This is a genomic window from Vibrio iocasae, from assembly GCF_042245395.1.
Classification (GTDB): domain Bacteria; phylum Pseudomonadota; class Gammaproteobacteria; order Enterobacterales; family Vibrionaceae; genus Vibrio; species Vibrio iocasae.
Genome location: NZ_CP145311.1, coordinates 491696 through 515071 on the forward strand (window position 1 = coordinate 491696; position 23376 = coordinate 515071).

At 44.1% G+C, this 23376-nt stretch carries 15 protein-coding genes; 4 read left to right on the plus strand and 11 right to left on the minus strand.

The window, feature by feature from the left end; translation table 11 throughout:
* Positions 1–22: 22 nt before the first annotated feature.
* From SNR28_RS11850 to hemL, 8 genes are all read right to left on the minus strand, one after another.
* Positions 23–1006: an ABC transporter ATP-binding protein gene (locus SNR28_RS11850; protein ID WP_375752651.1), complete on the minus strand. Its 984-nt coding sequence runs from the start codon at positions 1004–1006 to the stop codon at positions 23–25.
* A gap of 4 nt (positions 1007–1010) precedes the next feature.
* Positions 1011–2033, minus strand: coding sequence for an ABC transporter permease (locus tag SNR28_RS11855; protein WP_375752653.1), 1023 nt, complete (start codon positions 2031–2033; stop codon positions 1011–1013).
* Positions 2034–2035: 2 nt separating this feature from the next.
* Positions 2036–3022 carry an ABC transporter permease gene (locus SNR28_RS11860; RefSeq protein WP_375752655.1) on the minus strand — a complete coding sequence of 329 codons (987 nt, stop codon included), beginning with the start codon at positions 3020–3022 and terminating at the stop codon, positions 2036–2038.
* Between the two features lie 159 nt (positions 3023–3181).
* Complete coding sequence (locus tag SNR28_RS11865; protein ID WP_375752657.1) at positions 3182–4855, minus strand: ABC transporter substrate-binding protein; 1674 nt, start codon at positions 4853–4855, stop codon at positions 3182–3184.
* 616 nt (positions 4856–5471) lie between these two features.
* On the minus strand, positions 5472–8864 hold the full coding sequence (locus tag SNR28_RS11870) for a response regulator (protein WP_375752659.1): 3393 nt from the start codon (positions 8862–8864) through the stop codon (positions 5472–5474).
* Positions 8865–9011: 147 nt separating this feature from the next.
* The gene (rsmC, locus tag SNR28_RS11875; RefSeq protein ID WP_375752661.1) at positions 9012–10034 is read right to left on the minus strand and encodes a 16S rRNA (guanine(1207)-N(2))-methyltransferase RsmC; all 1023 of its coding nucleotides are present in this window, start codon (positions 10032–10034) and stop codon (positions 9012–9014) included.
* An 86-nt stretch (positions 10035–10120) separates the two neighbouring features.
* The gene (locus tag SNR28_RS11880; RefSeq protein WP_375752663.1) at positions 10121–11206 is read right to left on the minus strand and encodes an AI-2E family transporter; all 1086 of its coding nucleotides are present in this window, start codon (positions 11204–11206) and stop codon (positions 10121–10123) included.
* 403 nt (positions 11207–11609) lie between these two features.
* Complete coding sequence (gene hemL / locus SNR28_RS11885) at positions 11610–12899, minus strand: glutamate-1-semialdehyde 2,1-aminomutase (RefSeq protein ID WP_375752665.1); 1290 nt, start codon at positions 12897–12899, stop codon at positions 11610–11612.
* Between the two features lie 245 nt (positions 12900–13144).
* On the opposite strand from hemL, the gene erpA reads away from it, so the two are divergent.
* From erpA to SNR28_RS11900, 3 genes are all read left to right on the plus strand, one after another.
* Positions 13145–13486 (plus strand): iron-sulfur cluster insertion protein ErpA, encoded by a 342-nt coding sequence (gene erpA / locus SNR28_RS11890; protein WP_375752666.1) that lies wholly within the window; start codon positions 13145–13147, stop codon positions 13484–13486.
* A 118-nt stretch (positions 13487–13604) separates the two neighbouring features.
* Positions 13605–14705, plus strand: a complete 1101-nt coding sequence (locus SNR28_RS11895) for an efflux RND transporter periplasmic adaptor subunit (protein ID WP_375752668.1) — start codon at positions 13605–13607, stop codon at positions 14703–14705.
* A 14-nt stretch (positions 14706–14719) separates the two neighbouring features.
* Positions 14720–17842 carry an efflux RND transporter permease subunit gene (locus SNR28_RS11900; protein WP_375752670.1) on the plus strand — a complete coding sequence of 1041 codons (3123 nt, stop codon included), beginning with the start codon at positions 14720–14722 and terminating at the stop codon, positions 17840–17842.
* 58 nt (positions 17843–17900) lie between these two features.
* On the opposite strand, the gene SNR28_RS11905 is transcribed toward SNR28_RS11900, so the two are convergent.
* From SNR28_RS11905 to ettA, 3 genes are all read right to left on the minus strand, one after another.
* Positions 17901–18941, minus strand: a complete 1041-nt coding sequence (locus SNR28_RS11905) for a peptidoglycan DD-metalloendopeptidase family protein (protein ID WP_375752672.1) — start codon at positions 18939–18941, stop codon at positions 17901–17903.
* A 9-nt stretch (positions 18942–18950) separates the two neighbouring features.
* Entirely contained in the window at positions 18951–19319 is a 369-nt protein-coding gene (locus SNR28_RS11910) for a PilZ domain-containing protein (RefSeq protein ID WP_375752673.1), read from the minus strand.
* A 163-nt stretch (positions 19320–19482) separates the two neighbouring features.
* On the minus strand, positions 19483–21150 hold the full coding sequence (ettA, locus tag SNR28_RS11915) for an energy-dependent translational throttle protein EttA (protein ID WP_375752675.1): 1668 nt from the start codon (positions 21148–21150) through the stop codon (positions 19483–19485).
* Positions 21151–21424: 274 nt separating this feature from the next.
* Between ettA and SNR28_RS11920 the strand changes: the two genes are divergently transcribed.
* Positions 21425–23353, plus strand: a complete 1929-nt coding sequence (locus tag SNR28_RS11920) for a transglycosylase SLT domain-containing protein (protein ID WP_375752677.1) — start codon at positions 21425–21427, stop codon at positions 23351–23353.
* The last annotated feature ends 23 nt before the right edge of the window (positions 23354–23376 follow it).

The following is a 23376-nucleotide window of genomic DNA, read 5'->3' on the forward strand; positions in this document are numbered from 1 at the left end:
CCCTTACTGCTTATTCAGGCGATTAAGCCGGAACCTGAACAATTGGCTCACCAAACAGGTGACAATTGGAGAAGCGGTTCGCCTCTATCTGACGCAGCACGGTCTGATCTCGTCTGCATCTCTCTTCTACACGGTCACAACGAGCCTGGAATCGGCAACCTTGAGGGATTTCCAGCAGGTTCAGCGGGTTACCAGGAATACCTTTCAGCTTTGGTTTCGGACCTGTTAATGGAGGGAATGAACTACCTAAACCTCTGGTGTAAGGGTGGAATGGGTTCTCCAGAATCTCTTTTGATGGTGCAACTTCAATCAGCTCACCCGAGTACATGATTCCGATACGATCCGAGAACTCCACCATTAGTGAAAGATCGTGGGTGATAAACAGGATGGAGAAGCCAAACTCCTCTTTCAGTGCGTAGATCTTCTGTAAGATCTCGCGCTGAACGACCACATCAAGTGCTGTTGTTGGTTCATCCATAATGATCATCTTAGGGTTCAGAGCCAGAGCGATGGCAATAACCAGACGCTGCCTCATACCACCAGAGAACTGGTGTGGATAGTCAGTCAAACGGCTAGGGTGGATATCAACGATTTCCAGTAAACCCTCGGCTCGAACTATTGCTTGCTGACGAGTCATATTGGTATGACGCATAATCACGTCACAGAACTGCTCTTCCATAGTCAGTACCGGGTTCAGAGCGTTCATCGCGCTCTGGAACACCATCGACATCTCGCTCCAGCGGAAGCCTTGCATACGGCTGTCGCTATATTGGAGGATATCTTCACCATCAAAGATAACCTCACCACCGGTGATAAATGCTGGTGGCTTGTGCAGGCGCATCAGTGAGAAGGCGACGGTTGATTTACCACAGCCGGACTCACCCGCCAGACCAAAAACTTCACCCTTACCAATATCGAAACTTACGTTATTACAGGCGCGGACATCACCAGCATCGGTTATATAGTCCACACACAGATTACGAATTGAAATCAATGGATTAGTCATACTGTTACTCTCCATTCCATAATGCTTTTTGTTCAGGTACTACTTCTTTGCGCTCTTTCTTGTCTTGTTTCGCCATCTTCTTCCAGCGCTTCATGCCTTTGTGAGAACGAAGCTGCGGGTTAGCGATTTCATCAACAGCGAAGTTAAGCAGAGCAAGGCCAGTAACCAATACTGTTAGTGCGATACATGGTGCCAGTAGCTCCCACCATGCGCCGATTAGCATTGATGAAGATGTCTGAACGTTGTAAAGCATGATGCCCCAGCTCACTGTGTTCGGGTCGCCAAGACCCAGGAAGGAAATAGTCGCTTCCATCATGATTGCGTACATAACTGAGCCGATAAAACTTGCACCTACGATAGAGATCAGGTTCGGCAGGATTTCTACAAAGATGATGCGCCATGAAGATTCACCTAGTACTTCGGCTGCTTTTACAAACTCTTTTTCACGCAGGGCCAGTGTTTGTGAGCGCACGACTCGGGCACCCCAGGCCCAGGAGGTACAGCCTATTATGAGGGCGATGGTTAGTGGCCCTGCCTCACCGATAAATGCTGCTACTACAAAGAGAAGCGGGTATTGCGGAATAACCAGCATGATGTTCATACAGGCAGTTAAGAAGTCATCGACCTTTCCGCCGAAGTAACCTGCGGATACACCGATTACTGTTGCCAGAAAACATACCGTCAGACCAGCACCGAAGCCCACCGCTAGCGATACGCGAGCACCGTAAGCAACCTGCGCCCAGATATCACGACCCATGCGTGATGTACCCAGCAAATGGTCAGCTTTTTTGGACATATGCATAGTGCGTCGATCAGTTGCCAGATTCTGCGCAATCCAGCCATCGGGGTTTGCCTTTGCAGATGTCACAACAAAGCCAGGATATTCGTGCGGGTTGCCTGATCTTTTGTCTGGTGCATGCTTGGTGAGAAGTGGTGCAAACAGTGCGATAAAGACAAATATGCTCAGGATGCTGACACCAATCAGTGCCATACGGTTGCCAAGAATAAGATTGAATAAGTTTTTCATGATTATTTACCTCCCTTACGCAGGCGAGGGTCAAGCACGACATAAAGCATGTCTGCCAGTAAGTTAAAGAACAGCATAAATAGCGTCATGATAAGAAGCTGTCCCTGAAGAACCTGATAGTCACGGGCATGGATAGCGTTGAAAAGCACTGAGCCCAGACCCGGATAGTTAAAGATGATTTCGATAATCAGCTGACCACCGATAGCCATACCTAAGGACATAGAAAGTGCAGTCACACTTGGTAGCATGGCGTTACGAGCGGCATAGTTGAAAACAACACGGTTTTCACTTAGGCCCTTACCCTTAGCCATTGTGATGTAGTCTTCTGCCAGCAGGTTAATCATGTTGTTACGCATATTGACCAGGAAGCCGCCAATCTGAACAATCGAGGCACAGAACAGAGGCAGAACAGCGTGGTAGGCTACGTCTTTAATAAAGGTCCAACTTGTCCAATCTGGCATTGTGCCTGCGGTATAGGCGTAACCTGTCGGAAACCATTTAAGACCGATTGCGAATGTGAATACCGCAATCATGGCGATAACCACCTGCGGTACAGCCTGAATAATCAGCATGCCCGGAGTTATGATTGCGTCGTATTTGCTGCCTCGTTTCCATGCTGCGAAGATACCCAGAATAGAGCCGATAGAGAAAGAAAGAACAACAGCAGTACCTGCCAAAAACAGAGACCAGCCAAATGCACCGCCCAGCAGTTCATTAACACTTAGCGGGTAAAATTTGATAGATGTTCCCAGTTCCCAGCTCAGAATGCTTTTTATATAGGTTAGGTACTGGACCCATAGTGGCCCGTCAACAAAACCAAGAAGCTGTTTCATCGCTTCAATTCGCTCAGGGGTTACCTGAGTGGTCGCGTTGGCAAACATCATTGTGACTGGATCACCCGGCATTGCCCGGGGAATAATAAAGTTGATTGTTGCTGCAACCAGCAGTGCAATCATATAGAACGACAATCGTCTTAAAAAATAACCCATAACTTACACCTTGCATTGTCCCAGTTTTTTTACCTGATACTGGCTTCAGACATCCGAAAAAAGGACGAGTTATCCCCTGACGACGAGCGCCATATGTTTAATAGGAGTAGGGGAGTTAAGTAGCAGCGCGCGGCTTGCGCGCTGCCGGGAGTGTTAAAACTATTTAACTGGTTTCAGGTCTAGCACGTGTAACAATCGCTCAGGGATACCAGCCCAGATATTTGGACGGCCCTTAGCATTGTCTTTGCTCCACCAGCCAGTGAAACGAGTCGTGTTGTACTGGTACATGTATGCTCCAGACATCACAGGAATCGTCACCTGATCATCTGCGATAATCTTCTGAATACCATGAGCGATAGATAGCTGCTCATCTTTGTCAGCGGTTTTGTAGAAGCTGTCTAGTAACTTATCTAGCTGCTCATTCTTGTAGAAGTGCATCGCAAAGCGAGGCATTCCATCACCACCTTGAAGTGCTGAGTTGTACGCACTGTTCCAGTAAAGATGAGGGTCCGCGCCGTGGAAGTAGTTTGTGTAGGCTACGTCATAGTTTGCTTCAAGCATCGCTTGGTTATAAACCGCGAATTCCGGAGTTCGAGCACGAGACTTGATACCGATTTCGTTTAACTGCTCAACAGCAAGCTGTACCGTGTTGTTGAAGTCAGTCCAGCCATTAGGGGACTGAATCAATAGCTCGAAAGATTTACCCGACGGAGTTTCTACGAAACCGTCTTTGTTTGTGTCTTTAAAGCCAGCTTTTGCAAGTAGTGCTTTCGCTCCTTCTGGATCATAAGAGTTAAACTTCTGGTATTTTTTGTGAGTTGCTTCATCAGACCACGCTTCGAATGCATATCCAAGACCTGATGCGAAGTCATTTACGGTACCACCACCATAGAATGCAATATCAATAATAGTCTGGCGATCCAGAGCCATAGAGAATGCACGGCGGAAGTCTACGTTTGAAAGCGCTTCAGATTTTGCTTCATCTTTGTGATTGAAGTTAACAACAAACGCTTGTGTGCCTGCTGCCGGGTACCAGTAGTGGTGATTTGGGCTTGCAGCTGCATATGTACGGTCTATGTCTGGTACGAATGAGGAAGTCCAGTCCAGTTCAGAGTTTACGATCTTGCCAAGTAGCTGGTCGTTGTTTGCGATCTGAGGTACGCGCAGACAATCAACTTCAAGGTTATCATTGTCCCAGTACTGAGGGTTACGACACTGGATGTATAGCTGTGGAGTAAATGTGTCGATTTCAGTAAACGGACCAGTACCAACAGGGTTTTCGTTAGTGAAGGTTGTTGGGTCTTTTACTTCTTTCCATACGTGCTCTGCAACGATAGGCACCAGAGAAATCTCATATGGCACGTTAGAGTTTGCTTCTGTCAGAGTAAACACTACTTTGTTGCTGTCTACTTTCTTAACGTCTTTAACCCACTTATTGATACCACGCTGATCAAGCTCAGGCTTGTTGCGAAGCAGGTCATAAGAGAACACGACATCATCAGCATTGAAAGCTTCACCGTCTGACCACTTAACACCATCACGCAGTTCGAAAGTAACGGTTAGAAGGTCATCAGACATATAGTAGTTTTCAGCCAGACGCATTACCGGCGTATTACCGTGCATCTCGTTGAACACAACCAGAGGTTCGTAGATAAAGTCAGTTGTGGTTCTTAGATTTGTTGCAAGGTAAGGGTTAAAGTTTCTAACCATGGTCGGATAGAAGTCGGGTACAATAGTTAGCTCACTTCTTGCGAATGCTGGAGCTGAGACGCTTGTAGCTGCTGCAGCGATTACTGCGGATGCAACGATCGTCTTTTTAATATTGGTAAGCATAGCTGTTCCTTACTATTTATTTTGTTTCAGTTATTAGCAGGCTCTCTGCTAAAACGAACTTTCTGAATTGCTACCCCAAATCCTTTAGGAAGTGGATGGCCTGTAGCGATAATTCATGAGTAAGAAAACACTCTGATGCTCAGATCGTCAATTTGCTCATCCGTCAAAAACGTCAAAACTACTTTTACATACGTGTAAAACGTTAAAAAAAGGGCTATATCCATATAAAAAGTGACGATTATTAATGTGATATAAACACAGTTTCGTATTTGAGAATTAGTTTGTGTAAGTGCTTACTATCGCACTTTGCTTATCTTTATGGGTGTATTAGTAGTGGAGTTAATAATGGTGATATTGATCACCTCACTTGTTGAAATGTTATTTTTAACCGGCAATTAAATCTGACGATTCGTCGTGATTTACATCCCAATATTGGTAAATTATTAACCAGAACGCTAATGGAGAGCATAGGAAATGCTATTTCAGTAAGTGTTTTAACGGAGTGAGATAGCTTGTTTTTTATTGCGAAATTTGATTCTCAGAGCGATTGTAAGAGCACAAAAAAAGCCTTACTAAGGTCAGTAAGGCTCATTGAGTTTGAAGGGGTGTATCGTGTTTACGATGTCACCAAACGATTTAAACGCTGCTTAATCTGCTCTAGCTCTTTCCTTTGTCCGCTCTCTTCATGGCAATGTTCCAGAATAAAATCGATAGAGCTAAGGACAGTTCGCCATCGAGGTGTTTTAGGTACGGTTTCCACTCTTAGGTACTTATCCAGTGTTCTTGTCTGAAGAGTACTGCGGTCGAGGTAAACCTTCCATAAACCACTCTCTTCAGCAAAGTTGAACTTGGTTTTTCCTGTTGTATGTTCCCAGTACGACAAAGCTGTGGTCATTGCAGCAACGAGCGTTTCTCTAATGAGAGTCTGTTTGTCTTTCGTGTTACCAGTGGCTTTGTCTGCAATGCCTTTAAACTCGTCACCGAGTTGTTTGAGTTTATCCAGATTATCTGAACCACCTTCAAAGGCGTAACTGGATAGTGCCTCTACAGCGGTTTCGAGCTTGCGTACTCGATGCGTATTCACCTCTCCGTCGATATCAAAAATAAACATGGTGCTGATGCCTGAACTTTTCGGAAGCCTGATTATATCTCCTGAAACATGAAGACGCTGTGTACCTGAAAATATCTCAATATCACCACAGTAGTGCTCCTGGCTCGAATTGAGATACTTTGTCGCGATAACTTCTTCAGCATTTGAGCGCTTGAGTTGTTCTGCTGTTCTGCGGAATAAGACAGACGCAGCTTCATTGGCAAACCGGATTTCTTGCTCGTCCTGAAGACAAAGGATCGCTTCTGGAGCACCATCGAGTTGCTCTATCAGGCGCTTTTGCGTTGCAAGTAACTCATTTTCTGCCTTCGTTCTTTTCTCAATTTCTAGTTTAAGCTGATGGTTTCTCTGTTTTTCTTGCTCTGTTTGGCTCGCTGAAATATGAACATGAATTCTCGCTGCGAGTTCCAGACGATTGAATGGCTTGCTAAGGTAATCATTGGCTCCCGACTTAAACCCTTCAATTCGGTCTTCTGCCTGATTGAGGGCCGTTAACATGACTATTGGCAGTTCAGTATGACTGTATTCAGTTCTTATTGAACGGCATACTTCATATCCATTAAGGCCGGGCATCATAATATCCAGTAATACTATGTCTGGTTTTTCTTCATCGACTAGCTGAAGCACCTCAGTCCCTTTGGTTGCTGTTTTTACCCGAAATCCTTCTAATGCCAAGAAGTTCTTTAAAACACTCAGGTTTACCGGCTCATCGTCAGCAGCGATAACCAAAGGACCATCGAAGTTTTCCTGAACAATATCAGAAGGTGTATCTGGTAATGCTTGTACAGAAGGAAGTTGATAATGAAGCTGAGCCTCTTCTGACTCGTTTGGTATCACGTTTTCTCCGGCGAGCGGCAGTGTAAAGCTAAACGTTGTACCTACTTCCGGCTGACTGCTCACATAAAGTGAACCACCCATGAGTTCGATTAACTGGCGACTGATAGAAAGACCAAGACCAGCGCCTTGTTTATAGCTCGCACTCTTTCCTCCCGCTTGAACTAGTGGCTCGAAGATGTGTTCTAAATATTCAGCAGGGATTCCCTGGCCGGTATCTACTATCTGGATACGCATCTGATGTTCTAGTGTTTCAGCGGAAATAACGATTTTACCTTCATCGGTATACTTAATAGCGTTCCCGACTAAATTGTATAGAACCTGTTCCAAACGCTGCGGATCTGCAACCACCGGTGGTAATTCAATCGGGAGTTGGTTGATGATCCGAATTCGTTTCTTACCTATCAGGTGCGTTGAAAGCTGTAACACAATGCTGGTAGCGTGGAACAGATCGGTTGCTTTATGGCTAATCTCTAGGCTGCCATAGCGCATTTTGTGATAATCCAGAAGGTCATCGACAAGGTTTGCCAGTCTTTGACCGCTGTTTATTATGATGTCGAGTTGGTATTTTTGGTTTGCAGGAACAGATCCACTGGCACCAGCGCTAAGAGCTTCAGCAATGCCTATCATACCGTGAAGTGGTGTTCTGAGTTCGTGAGAGGTTGTGGCCAGAAATTCATCTTTTAATTTATCAGCGAGCTGTAGTTCATTGTTTTGCTGCTGAATGACTTTGAGGTTTTCTTCCAGCTCCTTATTTTGTTTTCGTATAGTGAGTATTTTTTCCCGGATAGAGCGTTGCATCCTTTCGAAGCTTACCGCCAGCCTTCCTATTTCATCACTTCTGTCGGTGTTGATTACTGGCTCATCCCAATCACCGGCAGAGACTTTCTCGGCTGCCCATGTGAGTCTCAGTAAAGGTGCAGTAATGAAGTTAGAAAAAATATGGGACGCAATAATGACAAGAGCAGAAGCCAGTAGCATCGCCAGAATAAATACTTTCTCTAGTTGATGGATACGAGCGTGCGCTTCATCCTCAGACAACTGAACAGAGATAGCCCAGTGCGTACCTTTCATCGGTATAGGTGTCAGCGCAGCAATGATTTTTTGACCATCCTGATTTTCGTATGTTTTTACCTCAGTATTTCCTTCGATAGCAGAGCGCAGGATACTCGCATGGTTATCAATGACATCTTGAGTTAGGTGCTGAGACCGAGGCGTCAGATCCGGGCCTGCTACGAGAATTTCAGCAGATGTATTGTCATCTTCTACGAGCTGGGTAATGCCTTCAATAGGTAGTCGCAGTAACGCGTAGCTATGCAGAAAGCCTTGTTGCACGATAGGGGCTGCGAACCAGGCATAACTCGTATCATCGTTTTTAACAAAGTCTGACATGGCAACCGGGATATGATCTTCAGGCTCATTTTGCTCTGTTCCAAGAGTTTGTCTTATGTTGAAAAAGGTCTTTCCAAGATTGGAGCTCTTAAACTTGCCATCCAGTAGGTTTGTTCCGTAATAGGCATTTTTTCGAACCGAGTAGGTGACGTTTCCTTCCATGTCCACAAGAAGAATGTCGTCAAAATCCGACCTTTTTAACAACTCAATAAATGCCCAGTGATAACGTTTATGCAGCAGTCTATAGCGTTCACTACCGGTATAATTATCTGAATTTCTGGTTACAGGATTGGCAATTTGATTACCTGAACCTTCGACATATCTTGATTGAGCATTATTGCGAGCGCTCTCAATATCTGCGCCCAAACTTCGGAACGCATTTACAAGGCCATAAAATCGCCCCCCGCTGGCATAGGCTAATTCCGAGCGTACAAAGCCCATAACTTCCGACTCTTTAGCATCGATATAGTCTTGTATTTGTTGCCTTTTAGTTTCTCTGACTGATATCAGATAGGAGTGGCTTTGCTCTTGTAAATCCTGACTATGAGAGTTCAGAAAAAACAAGGCGATAACGGTCAGGGGAACAAGGCTAAGGATTAAAAATGCCACCATTAAGGTGTTGCGGAGACGATTGAATAAAATGTGTTTCTGTTTTTTCAGCATTCTTCTGCGCATATATCTAAGGAATGCTTTAAATGTACTACCTTATTTTGTTTCAACAAGAAAGTTTTGTTGGTTCCGTGGAGGGTAGCGCAAAAAACGGCCAGAAATACGATTTTTCTGGCCTTGGTATGCTTAAAACGATTGGTGAGTCGTTATTTTTTATCTTTCAGCATGATAAATAGCGAACTTTTTTGTCTTATTTATCGTCGCGTAATTAGAGAAGGTGTTCTGTATAATGGGCTGATACTTGAGAAAACTATTTGCAACTATGTAGAGTTCACCGTTCTTTTTCATATGTGAAGGTGCTTTCTCTAACAACGTCTCGGCAGCCGTATAACTGGTATCGAGGCCTGCATGGAAAGGCGGGTTACTGATTATAAAGTTGTAGTCTTTGCCAGTATCAGAGTAGATATCAGAGGCAAAAACATGACCTGTCAAACCATTCGCTTTGAGTGTTTCTTTGCTGGAAGCGATTGCAAATGCGCTGATATCACACATTTCCAGTTCTACCTCTGGGTTTTTTGATGCGATAACAGCACCTAATACGCCAGCACCACAACCAAAGTCGAGCACTTTTCCTTTCAGCGATGGCAGCGAGTCAATCAGCAACTGACTACCTACATCTAACTCACCGTGACTAAAAACTCCGGGTAGGCTTTTTACAGTAAGCTCACTATCGGCAACATTAAGTGTATAGGTCTTAAACCAGTCAGAAAGGTTGAACTCTGGTGATTCATTAGTCGCTTGTCCCCAATAAAACGAGCAGCGACGTGCAGAATCGAATTTATTGATTGGTCCATAGGGTTTAAACATTTTTTCGATGCTTTTTACACCAGAGCGATTTTCGCCAACGACGCAGATTTCTGTATCGGTGCCAAGCTTGTTAATTAACATTTTTAGCAGATAGTCTGCTTCTGCTTTGGCTTTTGGCCAATAAAGCAGAATCATGTCTGCACCAGTCTCTTCTGTAAGCTCGACATCGAAGATGCGTTTGATATCAGAGTAGTTTTCTAACTGTCTGAAATATCCATAGTTAGTTGTAAAAACAGTGACTGATTCGCAGTGCTTTGCCAGTTCAACCGGGAAGAGATCTTCAGCTTCGCCAGCAACCAGAACATTTTTACCTTCAAAGTAAGCAAGTTGGCGCTGTGCTATTTGGCTTGGTGCAATATACGTGGACATGATTCGTCTCTGATAAAAAAAGTGGGCAGATTTTCGCACAATCTGCCCAACTCATGAAGTGGTTTATATCTGGTTGCTAAACTAATCTAACTATTGTCCTGATCCCTGAGGAATCCGTGGAACTCTTCTTCGTAGATGTTAAATAGTACAATGGTGATAGCAAAAATAAGTGGCCCATAGATCAGTCCTATTAGTCCAAATAGCTGAATACCACCAAGCAGCGAGAAGAATATCATTAGGGTGTTCATACCTGCGCTTCCCTGCATTAATAGTGGTCGCAACACGTTATCGATAGAACCGACAACGACAGCACTCCATACCGCTAAGAAAATACCCCAATTCACATCACCTGTGATGAGAAGATACAGGGTTGCAGGAATCCAGATAAGTGCGGTTCCTACCACGGGGATAAATGATGCAAAGCCGAACATTGTTCCCCAGAACAGTCCTGGGAAACCAACAATCCACATACCGACGCCACCTGCAATCCCCTGAGCGATTGCAGTGAGGAATGAACCCAAAACAGCTGATTTAGATACTTTTTCAACCTCATCTAGCAATTTGTCTTCCTGACTTCTTGAAAGAGGAAGGACGTGTCGAAGAGCAACGATGATCTTCTCTTTGTCTCTTAACAGGAAGAACAGAACAAACAACATCAGAAAGAAATCCATCAAAAAGTTTGTTGCATCTCCCAGTATTTTGGCGCTGATTGATACCAGGTTTGTACCAAATGATGTTGCAAACTGGCCAATTTTTTGTGCGATATTTTGAGGGTTGAGCTCATCAAATGGGAGGTACTCATTAGCAAATGCGAAAAGCTTGACGACCCATGGGAGGTCAAAGAACTTCTGTACTCCGCCATCCGTGACCCATTGATATACGCTTTGGGATGCCACGGAGCCTTGCTGAACAATCGCTCCAAACACAGTAAGTAATGGAATAACAATGATAAAAGTTAAAACAAGACATGACAGAAATGACGCGAAGTTTTTATGCTTTGGCATCTTTTTCTGAATCCACTCGTGTATCGGGAACATAAGCATTGAAATGATAAACGCCATTACAATGGAGTTAACATAGGGTTGAACCAGCAGATAACAGGCGTATCCTGCTATTAATAGGGCAACAATTAAAACCCAGTGGCTGGAAGAGACTTTTAGTTTATCTGACACACGGTGTTCCTTTTCTGTCTTTTGTAAGATTACATAGTGCGTGTTAGCTCATCATGGTTTCAGTATGATGGCTGCAATTCAAGACGTTATCAAATGATTGTCATAAATTTTGGGAGAAGTTATGGGGTGTTGTAACAATGAAAAAGGGTGTTGTGACACCAAAGCTGAAAGAAAGGGATTTAGTTTGAGCAATGTTCCGTGGTTTAAAGTGCTACTCGGTACATTGGTTTTGTTGGTGATCTTTAATTGGCAGTAGTTGTGGTGTATCCGGATTCAACTAGCTTGCCCGTCGAGTATACTCGATTCCACTAACCGCTTTTTGATGAGCAACGCACCACAGCGAAGCTCATTGCGATAGCATGTTAGTTCCATCGAGTACACACGACAGACAAGAACAGTTTATTTAGTCAGCCGCTAGCTTAGCAAAACACTTGTCGGCTGCTTCTAGTGTCTTCTCTATATGCTCATCGGTGTGAGCAAGAGAAGTAAAGCTTGCTTCAAATGCAGACGGTGCAAGGTACACACCTTCTTCGAGCATGTAGTGGAAGAACTTCTTGAAGCGTTCGATATCACACTGACTGACTTCAGCAAAAGTTGTCACTTTATCTTGCTCAGTGAAGAAGAAACCAAACATACCGCCTACCTGACTAACAAGTAGAGGGATGTTGTGTTTGTCTGCACAAGCTTTAAAGCCATTTGCCAGCTTCTTAGTTACCTCTGCCAGGCGAGCTTCATTACCTTCTTTTTTCAGTTCGTTCAGGCATGCGAAACCAGCCGCCATTGCGATTGGGTTACCAGAAAGTGTACCAGCCTGATAAACAGGGCCCGTTGGCGCGATATATTGCATAACATCTTTGCGACCACCGAAAGCACCTACTGGCATACCGCCACCAATGACTTTACCTAGGGTAGTCAGGTCTGGTTTGATGTTGTAGTAAGCCTGAGCACAACCTTGAGCGACACGGAAACCTGTCATTACTTCATCAAAGATAAGCAGTGCACCTTCCTGATCACAGATTTCGCGTAGACCTTCCAGGAAACCTTCAACTGGTGGAATGCAGTTCATGTTGCCTGCAACTGGCTCTACGATGATACATGCGATGTCATCTTTGTTTGCCTGGAACAGCGCTCTTACTGATTCTAGGTCATTAAATGTTGCTGTAAGCGTGTGCTTAGCAAAGTCGGCAGGTACACCCGGAGAGCTTGGCTGACCAAGTGTTAGCGCACCAGAACCGGCTTTAACAAGCAAGCTATCTGCGTGGCCGTGGTAGCAACCTTCAAACTTCAGTAGTTTATCGCGGCCGGTAAAGCCACGAGCAAGGCGGATAGCACTCATGGTTGCTTCAGTACCTGAGCTCACCATACGAACTTGTTCCATCGAAGGTACAAGCTCAGAAACCAGTTCAGCCATTTCAATTTCCATTGCTGTTGGTGCACCGAAGCTAAGCCCGCGGTGTGCAGCTTCGATTACAGCATCACGAATAGCTGGATGGTTATGGCCAAGGATCATTGGACCCCAAGAGCCAACATAGTCAATGTACTCTTTACCATCGGCATCTGTAATCAAAGGGCCATCGGCTTTTTCGACAAATATTGGTGAACCACCAACACCATTAAACGCCCTCACCGGCGAGTTAACACCGCCTGGAATTTTTTCCTGAGCCTTTTGATAGAGTTCCGCTGATTTGGTCATTAAATCATCCTCATTATGTTACCTGGACCAAGTAAAAGCATTGTAACCAGTGCTTGTTTTTTTGCATTAAGTGGGCTGATGTTTTTTACCTAAATGTCTAAAAAAGAGAGATAAAACATGTGATACTTATTAATTGGTGGTAGGAATACTTGAACGATTCACTCAGGTATTAGATAATCATCGAGAATACGTGCGCAAATAAATAATAATGATTCTGTCCGCACAGCAATTTTAGAGAGGCCCTTGTGAGCGAAGTAAACGTACCAATTACATTTTCTGATGCTGCTGCATTACGAGTAAAAACATTAATTGCAGAAGAAGATAATCCAGAACTGAAACTAAGAGTTTATATTACTGGTGGCGGTTGTAGCGGCTTCCAGTATGGCTTTACATTTGACGAAAAAGTCAATGATGGCGATATGACGGTAGTAAACAGTGGAGTAACACTTGTCGTGGATCCAATGAGTTTGCAATACCTTGTTGGCGGTGTTGTTGACTATACCGAAGGTTTAGAGGGATCTCGCTTTTTTGTGAATAACCCCAATGCCACAACAACATGTGGGTGCGGTGCATCTTTTAGTGTCTAACTTATAGTTGAGAAATGTGGCACTTAATACGTCATTGATTGATTAGTTAAGTTAAAATTAAGGCCTTGCGTTACTTATTGTTATGCAAGGCCTTTTATATAATTATAAGGATTTAGTTATGCCACGAATCCGGCCGCTGGCCTTTTTCTCACATCGTCCCTGGCTTATCTCATTAGTCATTATTGTTGCACTCTCTTCCTGGTTAGGAACGGGGATGCTTAAGGCTGAAGAAAACTCAAAAGAGAAAGCTAAGAAAGAACATATCGATGCACCTTTGGCGAAAGTGGTGTATGAAACTTTTCAATCTAAGGCGACCGCAAAAAAGGTCGATCTTTATGGTAGGACCGCTCCCGATCGTCAAGCCAAGTTAGGTGCAGAGGTTGCCGGTAAAATCACCCAGCTCATTGTCAAGAAAGGTGACTTTGTTAAAAAAGGGCAGGGGATTGTCCAAATCGATAAAGTGACGCTGGAAACACAGCTTGAGCGAGCTAAAGCTTCACTGAAGCTCAGAGAGAAAGAGTACAAAGCGGCTCAGTCGCTCAAGAGCAGAGGACTTCAGGGTGAAGTTGCTTATACTCAAGCGCAGTCCGCTCTTATAGAAGCAAAAGCAGCAGTAAAAGATGCTCAAACTGCGTTACGCAACTCTTTGGTAAAAGCACCTTTTGACGGCATTGTTGATGATATTCACGTTGATTTAGGTGACTTTATTAGTGTGGGTGATCCTGTTGCTGCATTTATTGACCTGAAAAAGTTGGTTATTGAAGCGGATGTGAGCGAGCGCCATGTTCAGGATCTGAAAATGAACCAGGAAGCCCGCATCCGACTGATTAATGGTGATGTGGTTACAGGCACACTTCGATACATTTCCCGTGTATCTTCTGCGTCAACCAACACCTTCCCTATTGAAATCGAAATAGAAAATATTGATGGCAAAGTACCTGCTGGTATTAGTGCTGAGGTTGAACTGGAGCTTGAGACAACAACAGCGATCAAAGTGACACCGGCAATGCTTGCGTTGGATGAGGCTGGTAACTTAGGAGTCAAAACCCTTGAAGAAGGAATCGTTCATTTTGTACCTATTCAACTAGTCAAAGCAGAGCAAGACGGCGTCTGGCTATCTGGGTTTGACGAATCGGTTGACATCATTACTGTAGGACAAGGCTTTGTTCGTGATGGTGACTCGGTTATTGCGGTAAAACGTGACACAGTAAACCAGTAAGGGCGGAGGCAGATATGTTTGCGATTATTGACGCTGCTCTTTCGCGCTCAAGAACCATGATGACGCTCTTGCTACTTATTTTGGTAGCAGGTGCACTTACTTACATTGCGATTCCTAAAGAATCTAGCCCAGATATTACGATTCCTGTTATCTATGTCAGCGTTGGACATGAAGGGATCTCTCCCGGAGATGCTGAGCGTCTTCTGGTTCGCCCGATTGAACAAGAGTTACGGTCTATCGAAGGCGTTAAGGAGATGTCCTCTACGGCTTCAGAAGGTCATGCTTCTGTCACTCTGGAATTCAATGTTGGTATCGACCTAGATAAGGCTATGGCTGATGTTCGGGATGCAGTCGATCAGGCAAAACCTAAACTACCAGCCGATAGTGATGAACCTTCCGTTCATGAAGTGACGCTTGCTTCATTCCAACCCGTACTTTCTGTGGTTTTATACGGTACTGTACCGGAAAGAACAATTGTACAGCTAGCCAGAGAGTTGAGAGACAAACTTGAAGGTTACAAACAGGTACTGGAAGTCGATATCGCGGGTGATAGGGAAGACATTGTCGAGATTCTGGTTGATCCGCTTTTGATGGAAAGCTACAACTTGGATCAAGGGGATATTTATAATCTTATATCTCTAAACAATCGCGTCGTCGCTGCGGGATTTGTTGATACGGGATATGGACGATTTTCCGTTAAGGTACCTTCTGTATTTGAATCGCTGAAAGATGTGCTTGAAATGCCTATTAAGGTAGATGGTAAGCAAGTCATTACTTTCGGTGATATCGCTACGGTTAGACGTTCGTTCAGAGACCCTGAAAGTTATGCAAGATTAGATGGTGAATCTGCAGTCGTGCTTGATGTTAAGAAGCGTGCAGGTGAAAACATCATCGAAACCGTTGAATTAGTCAGAACGGTAATTGCGGCAGCTCAGGAGAGAGAAGAGTGGCCAAATAACTTGTTGGTTGAGTACACCTGGGATGAATCTGAAGACGTTAAAATGATGCTTAACGATCTCCAGAACAATATCCTTTCAGCGATTATTCTGGTTGTTATCGTAATCATCGCTATATTGGGTGTCAGGACTGCTTTATTGGTCGGTGTTTCAATCCCTGGCTCATTCCTTACTGGACTGTTGGTTTTGGCGATATTTGGTTTAACGGTCAATATTATCGTCCTCTTTGCACTGATCATGGCTGTAGGTATGCTGGTTGATGGTGCCATCGTTGTTACCGAGTTCGCAGACAGGCGAATGCATGAAGGTATGGGGAGACGTCAGGCTTATCAAGACGCAGCAAAACGAATGGCCTGGCCAATTACCGCTTCTACCGCAACGACGTTAGCGGCGTTTGCCCCGCTGTTGTTCTGGCCAGATACGACGGGTGAGTTCATGAAATATCTTCCCATGACTCTGATTGCGACCTTAAGTGCATCTTTGATCATGGCATTGATATTTGTACCTGTATTGGGGAGCCTGATTGGTAAAGAGCAGTATATAAAACCAGAGTACAGAGCAGAGATGGTCGCTCTGCATGATGGAGACTTTTCAAAGGCAACAGGCGTAACTAAGTTTTACTTCCTGACACTCTCTTTTGCCATTAAACACCCATTAAAGATCTTTATTGCAGCTGTGCTGCTCGCTGCAGGTGTTGGATTTGCTTATGTTAAAGCTGGATTGGGAATGGAATTCTTCCCAGAAGTCGATCCACCATCTTTCACTATTAAAGTTCGATCTTACGGTGATCTCTCTATCAATGAGAAAGACGTGATCATGCGTGATATTGAGTCTGTGGTTTTGGGTGGTGAGGAGTTTGAAAGTGTTTACACCCGAACTGGTGGAGATGACTCTATCGGTCAAATTCAGGTAACACCTGTAGATTGGCAATATCGTCGCTCTGTAAAAGAGATCATTGATGAGCTACATCAGAAGCTTGATGGTTTTGCTGGCGTTGAAATTGAGTTTAAGAAACCAGAAGCTGGTCCACCAATAGAGCATGATCTCATCATTGAGTTATCGGCACGAGATGCGAGCAAGCTTGATAGTGCAGCTAAATATGTACGTCATTGGGCTGACAGCTACCCCGCATTCACCAACTTGAGTGACAACTCAAGCAAACCGGGAATTGACTGGCAAATTGATATTAAACGAGATGATGCAGGCCGATTTGGGGCCGACGCGACTCTTGTTGGAAACACCGTTCAGTTTGTTACTAATGGTTTGAAGATTGGTGATTACTTACCAGATGATGCCAATGAAGAAGTAGATATATTGGTACGATTCCCGGCAGAACAAAGGGATATTGGTCGCTTTGATGAGCTTAGAGTCAAGACGCCAGCTGGTTTAGTACCGATTACAAACTTTGCGACAATCAAACCTGAACCTAAGCAAGATACCATACACCGCATTGATGGAAAGCGTGTAATTCAGGTCATGGCAGACATGAAGGAGGGTTATAACCTCGCACTGGAACTGCCTAAAGTTGATGAAGAGCTAAAAGCTTTGGGTTTAAAAGGTATAGATTTCACCCTAAGAGGAAAAAATGAAGATCAGGATAAATCTTCAGCTTTCCTTGGCAATGCCTTCATAGTTGCACTCGCGGTAATGGGATTAATATTGATTACTCAGTTTAATAGTTTCTATCAGGCTTTCCTGATCCTGAGTGCCGTTCTGTTTTCTACCGTAGGTGTCTTTGCCGGTTTACTTATATTCCAGAAACCATTTGGTATTGTTATGTCGGGCATTGGTGTTATCTCTCTTGCCGGTATTGTAGTGAATAACAATATTGTTCTTATCGATACCTTTAACCAGCTATTAAAACGTGGCTTTAGCAAGGAAGAAGCGATATTGAGAACGGGTGTTCAGCGTCTGCGCCCGGTTTTACTTACGACAGTAACGACCATTCTCGGATTGTTACCAATGGTATTGGAAATGAATATCGACTTAATGAATCAGAAGATTGAGTTCGGTGCTCCGAGTACTCAGTGGTGGTCACAGCTGGCAACAGCAGTCGCTGGTGGACTGGCATTTGCCACTATGCTGACGCTTGTTCTTACGCCGTGTTTGTTGATGTTAGGAAGAAATAAAAAGGATGCTAAAAAGGTCATAGCTGAAGAGTTGGAACAAACTGGCTCATAGTTTGATTGTTAGTTCATTCCCACGGTACTTGAGCTCGTGGGAATGAACGTTTTACTTCTTACTGAGCTTTAGACTCTTCTTCTATCTCAGTTGAGCTTGCAGTACTAATCGAAGTGTCTATGTAAGGGTTGTTTGTCAGGTTTACCTGAAGTCGAACAACGTTATCAATGACATCCACAAGGCTTGCCCATTTCACCTTCTTTTCCTTGAAAACTGTATCGAAGTTTTCTGGAGTCCAATTCATCATTGTTTTAGGGTTTAGGTATCGACCAAGGAATCTAACCTCATAATGAAGGTGTGAACCAGTAGAGTTACCAGAGTTTCCGCATGTCGCGATTTCCTCTCCCTTGGTGACAAATTGCCCTTTCTTTGCTTTAAAACCTTTCAGGTGAGCATAAGAAGTTGAAAATCCAAAAGAGTGTCTGACAATCAGGAAGTTACCAAATCCCTTTTTGCTTGGGCGTACCGTTTCCACCACCCCATCTGCAGGCGCATAAATTGGTTCGCCTTTTTTGCAGGTTAAGTCGATGCCAGTATGGAAATGTCTTTTATTGGTAATTGGGTTTAATCTGCGACCAAATGAAGAGGAAACACGGTTGTATGCTAGGGGTGTATCATTGGGAATTAAGCGGAACATGGTCGCTCGAACGGCAGAGTTTACCGCTGCAGCATCTACTCGTTCTTCAAGTGGCTTTTCTTCCGCGTTGGCAAGGTTGTTTTCCTGTTCTACTTCAGTAATACCGAGTACTTTCTCAACATCGTAAACGCGTTTATTCAGGATAAGGAGTTGACTGTTTCGGGCCTCTAACTCCTGATTCAGGTGAAGTTTATCGCTGGATAACTGTTCAATATCCGTGTTCAGTTTAGCGATATGGCTTTCTTTATCACTGATAGTTTGTTCTTTATTACCAATGCGCTCTATCAGCTCAGAGAATGTGTTTTGAGCTTGAGTCTGCTGGACGTTGTTCTGGTAAATAAAGTATCCGGCTACCAGAGGCGAAACCAAAAACGTTGTTAATAGAGTAAATACGGCTTTTTTGCCAACAAAAAAGTGCTTATCCCCGTCAGATGAAGGGATGGTTATTGTTATTTTGGACATATAAAGTGGTTAAGAGTTAGTTTCCAGGTCTGAAAGTTGCTCGATTTCCCGGTGTAATAACTGTTCATCACCAACATTCAGTTCAACCAGACGTTTTAAGTGGCTGATACTGTCTATATCGATATGTTGAATCTTCACTCGCATAAGTTTGTCTGTGCACTCAACAATATCGGCTTGCAATGAAATGATAATGTCACTTTCAGGGATATGAAAGAAAACATCAGTCGGGCGATCACTGTCTAACGGTTCGCTAGGGGAAGAGAGTAGCAGGCCGTGTAACGACAGGTCCTTAATCGTGCATTTGGCTTTTACTGTACCTTGGTGCAGTTCTGCCGGAGCTTGATATAGGATTCTGGAAAATCGACGTCGTTCACTCATGATTCCTCACTTACAATTTCGTTGATAGCCTTAAGCTAGATTTACATCAAATTAATTCTAAACAGAAGGTTAACTTATGGCGGTGTAACCAAATTGCTGGAGTGCTCTCACTTCGGGAATAAAAGAGCTGCCATAAAAGCAGCTCTCACAATGGTATTAAGCGTTACTTAGCGATTCGCTTGTACTTAATACGATGAGGTTCAGCTGCCTGAGCGCCAAGAGTCTGTTTTAACCACTCTGTATACTCAGTATAGTTGCCCTCGTAGAAGTTCACCTGACCTTCATCGCGGTAATCAAGAATATGAGTCGCGATACGGTCCAGGAACCAACGGTCGTGCGAGATAACCATTGCACAACCAGGGAACTCAAGTAGTGCCTCTTCAAGTGCACGAAGTGTTTCTACATCAAGGTCGTTGGTTGGTTCATCGAGTAATAGTACGTTACCACCAGCTTTAAGCAGCTTAGCCAGATGAACACGGTTACGTTCACCACCAGACAGCTCACCGATAATTTTTTGCTGATCCACACCTTTAAAGTTGAAGCGTGAGCAGTATGCACGAGCAGGAATCTCGAAGTTGTTGATCTTAATGATATCCGCGCCTTCAGAGATCTCCTGGAATACCGTTTTACTATCGTCCATGCTGTCACGGAACTGATCGACAGAAGCCAGATTAACTGTGTCACCCAGAATAATAGAACCAGAATCCGGCTGCTCAGTGCCACTTAGCATCTTGAACAGTGTTGATTTACCTGCACCGTTGGCACCAATGATACCTACGATAGCACCTTTAGGCATAGTGAATGATAGGTCATCAATAAGTACGCGGTCACCGAATGACTTAGTTAGGTTGTTTACTTCAATAACCTTATCACCTAAACGCTCACCTGGCGGGATAAACAGTTCGTTAGTTTCATTACGCTTCTGATGATCTGAGTTGTTAAGTTCTTCAAATCGAGCCATACGTGCTTTTGACTTCGCCTGACGACCTTTTGGATTCTGACGAACCCACTCAAGTTCTTTCTCGATGGTTTTCTGGCGAGCTTTTTCTTGTGCAGCTTCTTGCTTCAGACGAGCATCTTTCTGCTCAAGCCATGAAGTATAGTTACCTTCCCATGGAATACCTTCACCACGGTCAAGTTCTAGAATCCAGCCAGCAGCGTTATCAAGGAAGTAACGGTCGTGGGTAATGGCCACAACAGTACCTGTGTAATCGACAAGGAAGCGTTCCAGCCAAGCTACTGATTCTGCATCAAGGTGGTTGGTTGGTTCATCAAGTAGCAGCATGTCTGGTTGCTCAAGAAGAAGACGACAGATCGCAACACGGCGACGCTCACCACCAGACAGGTGTTCGATTTTCTGATCCCACTCAGGAAGACGAAGTGCATCAGCAGCGCGCTCTAGAGAGTTTTCTAGGTTGTGTCCGTCTTTTGCCTGAATCAGTGCTTCAAGTTCGCCTTGCTCTTTTGCAAGAGCATCGAAGTCCGCATCCGCTTCAGCATAAGCAGCATAAACAGCGTCCAGACGTTTTAGCGCGTCAGCTACATCGGCAACAGCTTCTTCAACCACTTCACGAACTGTCTTTGATTCGTCTAGTTTTGGTTCCTGTGGAAGGTAGCCAACATTGAGTCCAGGTTGTGGGCGTGCTTCACCATCGATATCAGTATCGATACCAGCCATGATACGTAGAAGAGTAGATTTACCTGCACCATTAAGGCCTAAAACACCGATTTTAGCGCCAGGGAAAAAGCTTAGAGAGATGTCCTTAAGAATTTGACGCTTAGGTGGCACAATTTTGCTCACCCGCGACATGGTATAGACGTATTCAGCCATTGCCGATCGTTCCTGTATTCAGAAAAGGGAAAGCTGCATTTTATATAACTGGCCCTTTAACCACAAGGTGCAGAAATATACATGAGACAGCCGTGTAAATTAATCGCAATTTAACTTGAAACATAGTGCAGAATCTTTCTAACATTAGTTTTACATACCGCAATTTCTTTTGATCTAAATTGATGGTTTTCGGCTTTAGTTTTTCTGGAAGGTTAAACGATTGCGGCACAGTGTAATTGAGATTACACAAACTACAGAATTGGAAGTATTACAGATGCAAAGGTTAGCAAAACTTGTTTCTGCTGTTTTGCCATTATTGGCTATATCTTCTGGTGCTTATTCGGCACCAGCGTCTCTTGCACAGCAGCGAGTTATTTACCAAAAAGCTCAAGACTATTTGGATAAAAAGCAGGTAGATGAATACATGGAGATCCGTGATCAAATAGCGGATTATCCTCTTACACCTTACGTTGACTACAGGACGTTTTTGATTGGCATTGGTAACCGAACTCCTGAAGAGGTGAATGCTTTCGTAGAGCAGCACAACTCTTTTCCTTTCTCAAACCGTGTTAGAGCTGCTTATCTGGATGCGTTAATCAAAAAGAAAAAGTGGCAGACGTTCTATGAGTACCAAACCTACGAACCTAAGATGGAGAAGTATCAGTGTAGCTACTACTACTCCAAATACGTAAACGGAGATACCTCGGAAGCCTTTAAAGGTGCAGAGAAGCTTTGGCTAAGTGGCAAGAGTGTGTCTGATAATTGTTCCCCATTGTTTGATGCATGGAAAAACGCAGGTTTGCGCACAGACGATATGGTGCTTCGCCGTATGTTGCTCAGTTTTGAAAGCAGCAGCAATAACATGGTGAACTATCTAGCCAAAATGACAGAGAGTAATAAGAGTCGTCTTCAGGCAAAAGAGATGAAAAAGCTTGCGAGGAACCCAGGCTACGTCGTTGAGTTTTCACAAAAGTATCCACCAAGTGACTTTAATCGAAGACAATCTGAAATTGCACTTAAGAAGCTTGCCCGAAAAGACACTAATCTGGCTCAACGCAATTTGGCGATTGTTCTTGATGCTCAAAACTTTAAACCTGAGCAGGCGCAGAAAGTTTCTGAATATATTGCTGTTAGGTTGATGAATACCGATGAAAACTATTTGGCGGTTTGGCGAGACTCTGTACTTGCAAAGAGCACCAACGTCAAAGCGCTAGAGAGTCGTGCGCGTCTTTCTATTCGTCAGGCAGACTGGCCAATGATCGCTTACTGGATTTCTGTGTTACCAGAAAGCAGTCAGGACTCAATGCGTTGGCAATACTGGCAGGCAAGATCTGAGCTTGCGTTAGGACAGCGAGAAGAAGGCATTAAGCGGATGCAAAGCCTTCTGGGGCAGAGAAATTTTTACAGCGTAGCTGCCGCTAAGTCGCTGGATAAACCTGTCTACTACAAGACTCAAAAAACGAACACCAGTACGGATATTCTGAAGCCTTACAATGTAAGCCTGTTGCGTATTAACGAACTGATTGATGTAGATAAAATACAGGCGGCAAAAAGCGAATGGAACTGGCTTCTGTGGCAGGTTGGAAAAGAGGAACAGAAAGCCCTCGCTGTCTATGCTGCGAACAAGGATTGGCACCATTTAACGGTTAAGGCAACCATACAAGCGAAAATGTGGGACGACACCGCACTCAGATTCCCGGTTGCTCATCAATGGTGGTTTAACTTTTATGGTGACAAACACAAAGTAGATCCTATTACCTTAATGTCTGTAGCTCGACAGGAGAGTGCGCTGGATGCAGAAGCCCGTTCACCTGTGGGTGCAAGAGGGATAATGCAGATAATGCCGAGAACGGCAAAATACACAGCAAACAAGTATAAGCTTTCTTATCAGGGAGCAGGCCAGCTTTATGATGTAGGGAAAAATATCGAGATTGGTAGTAAGTATCTAAATAGCCTTTTAAATCAGTATGATAATAATCGGGTGTTTGCTTTTGCTGCCTATAATGCAGGACCAAACCGTGTGAAGACATGGCGCAAAAGATCAGATGGAAACCTGGATGTATTTGCCTTTATTGAAGCAATTCCATTTAACGAAACTCGTGGATACGTTCAGAACATATTGATGTTTGAAACCTACTACAGAGACCTGATGAATGTTAAGGGTGAGTTCTTGAGGCCAAACGAGTTACTGACAAAATACTGAGTCAGGAACTCGCAAATTGAGCA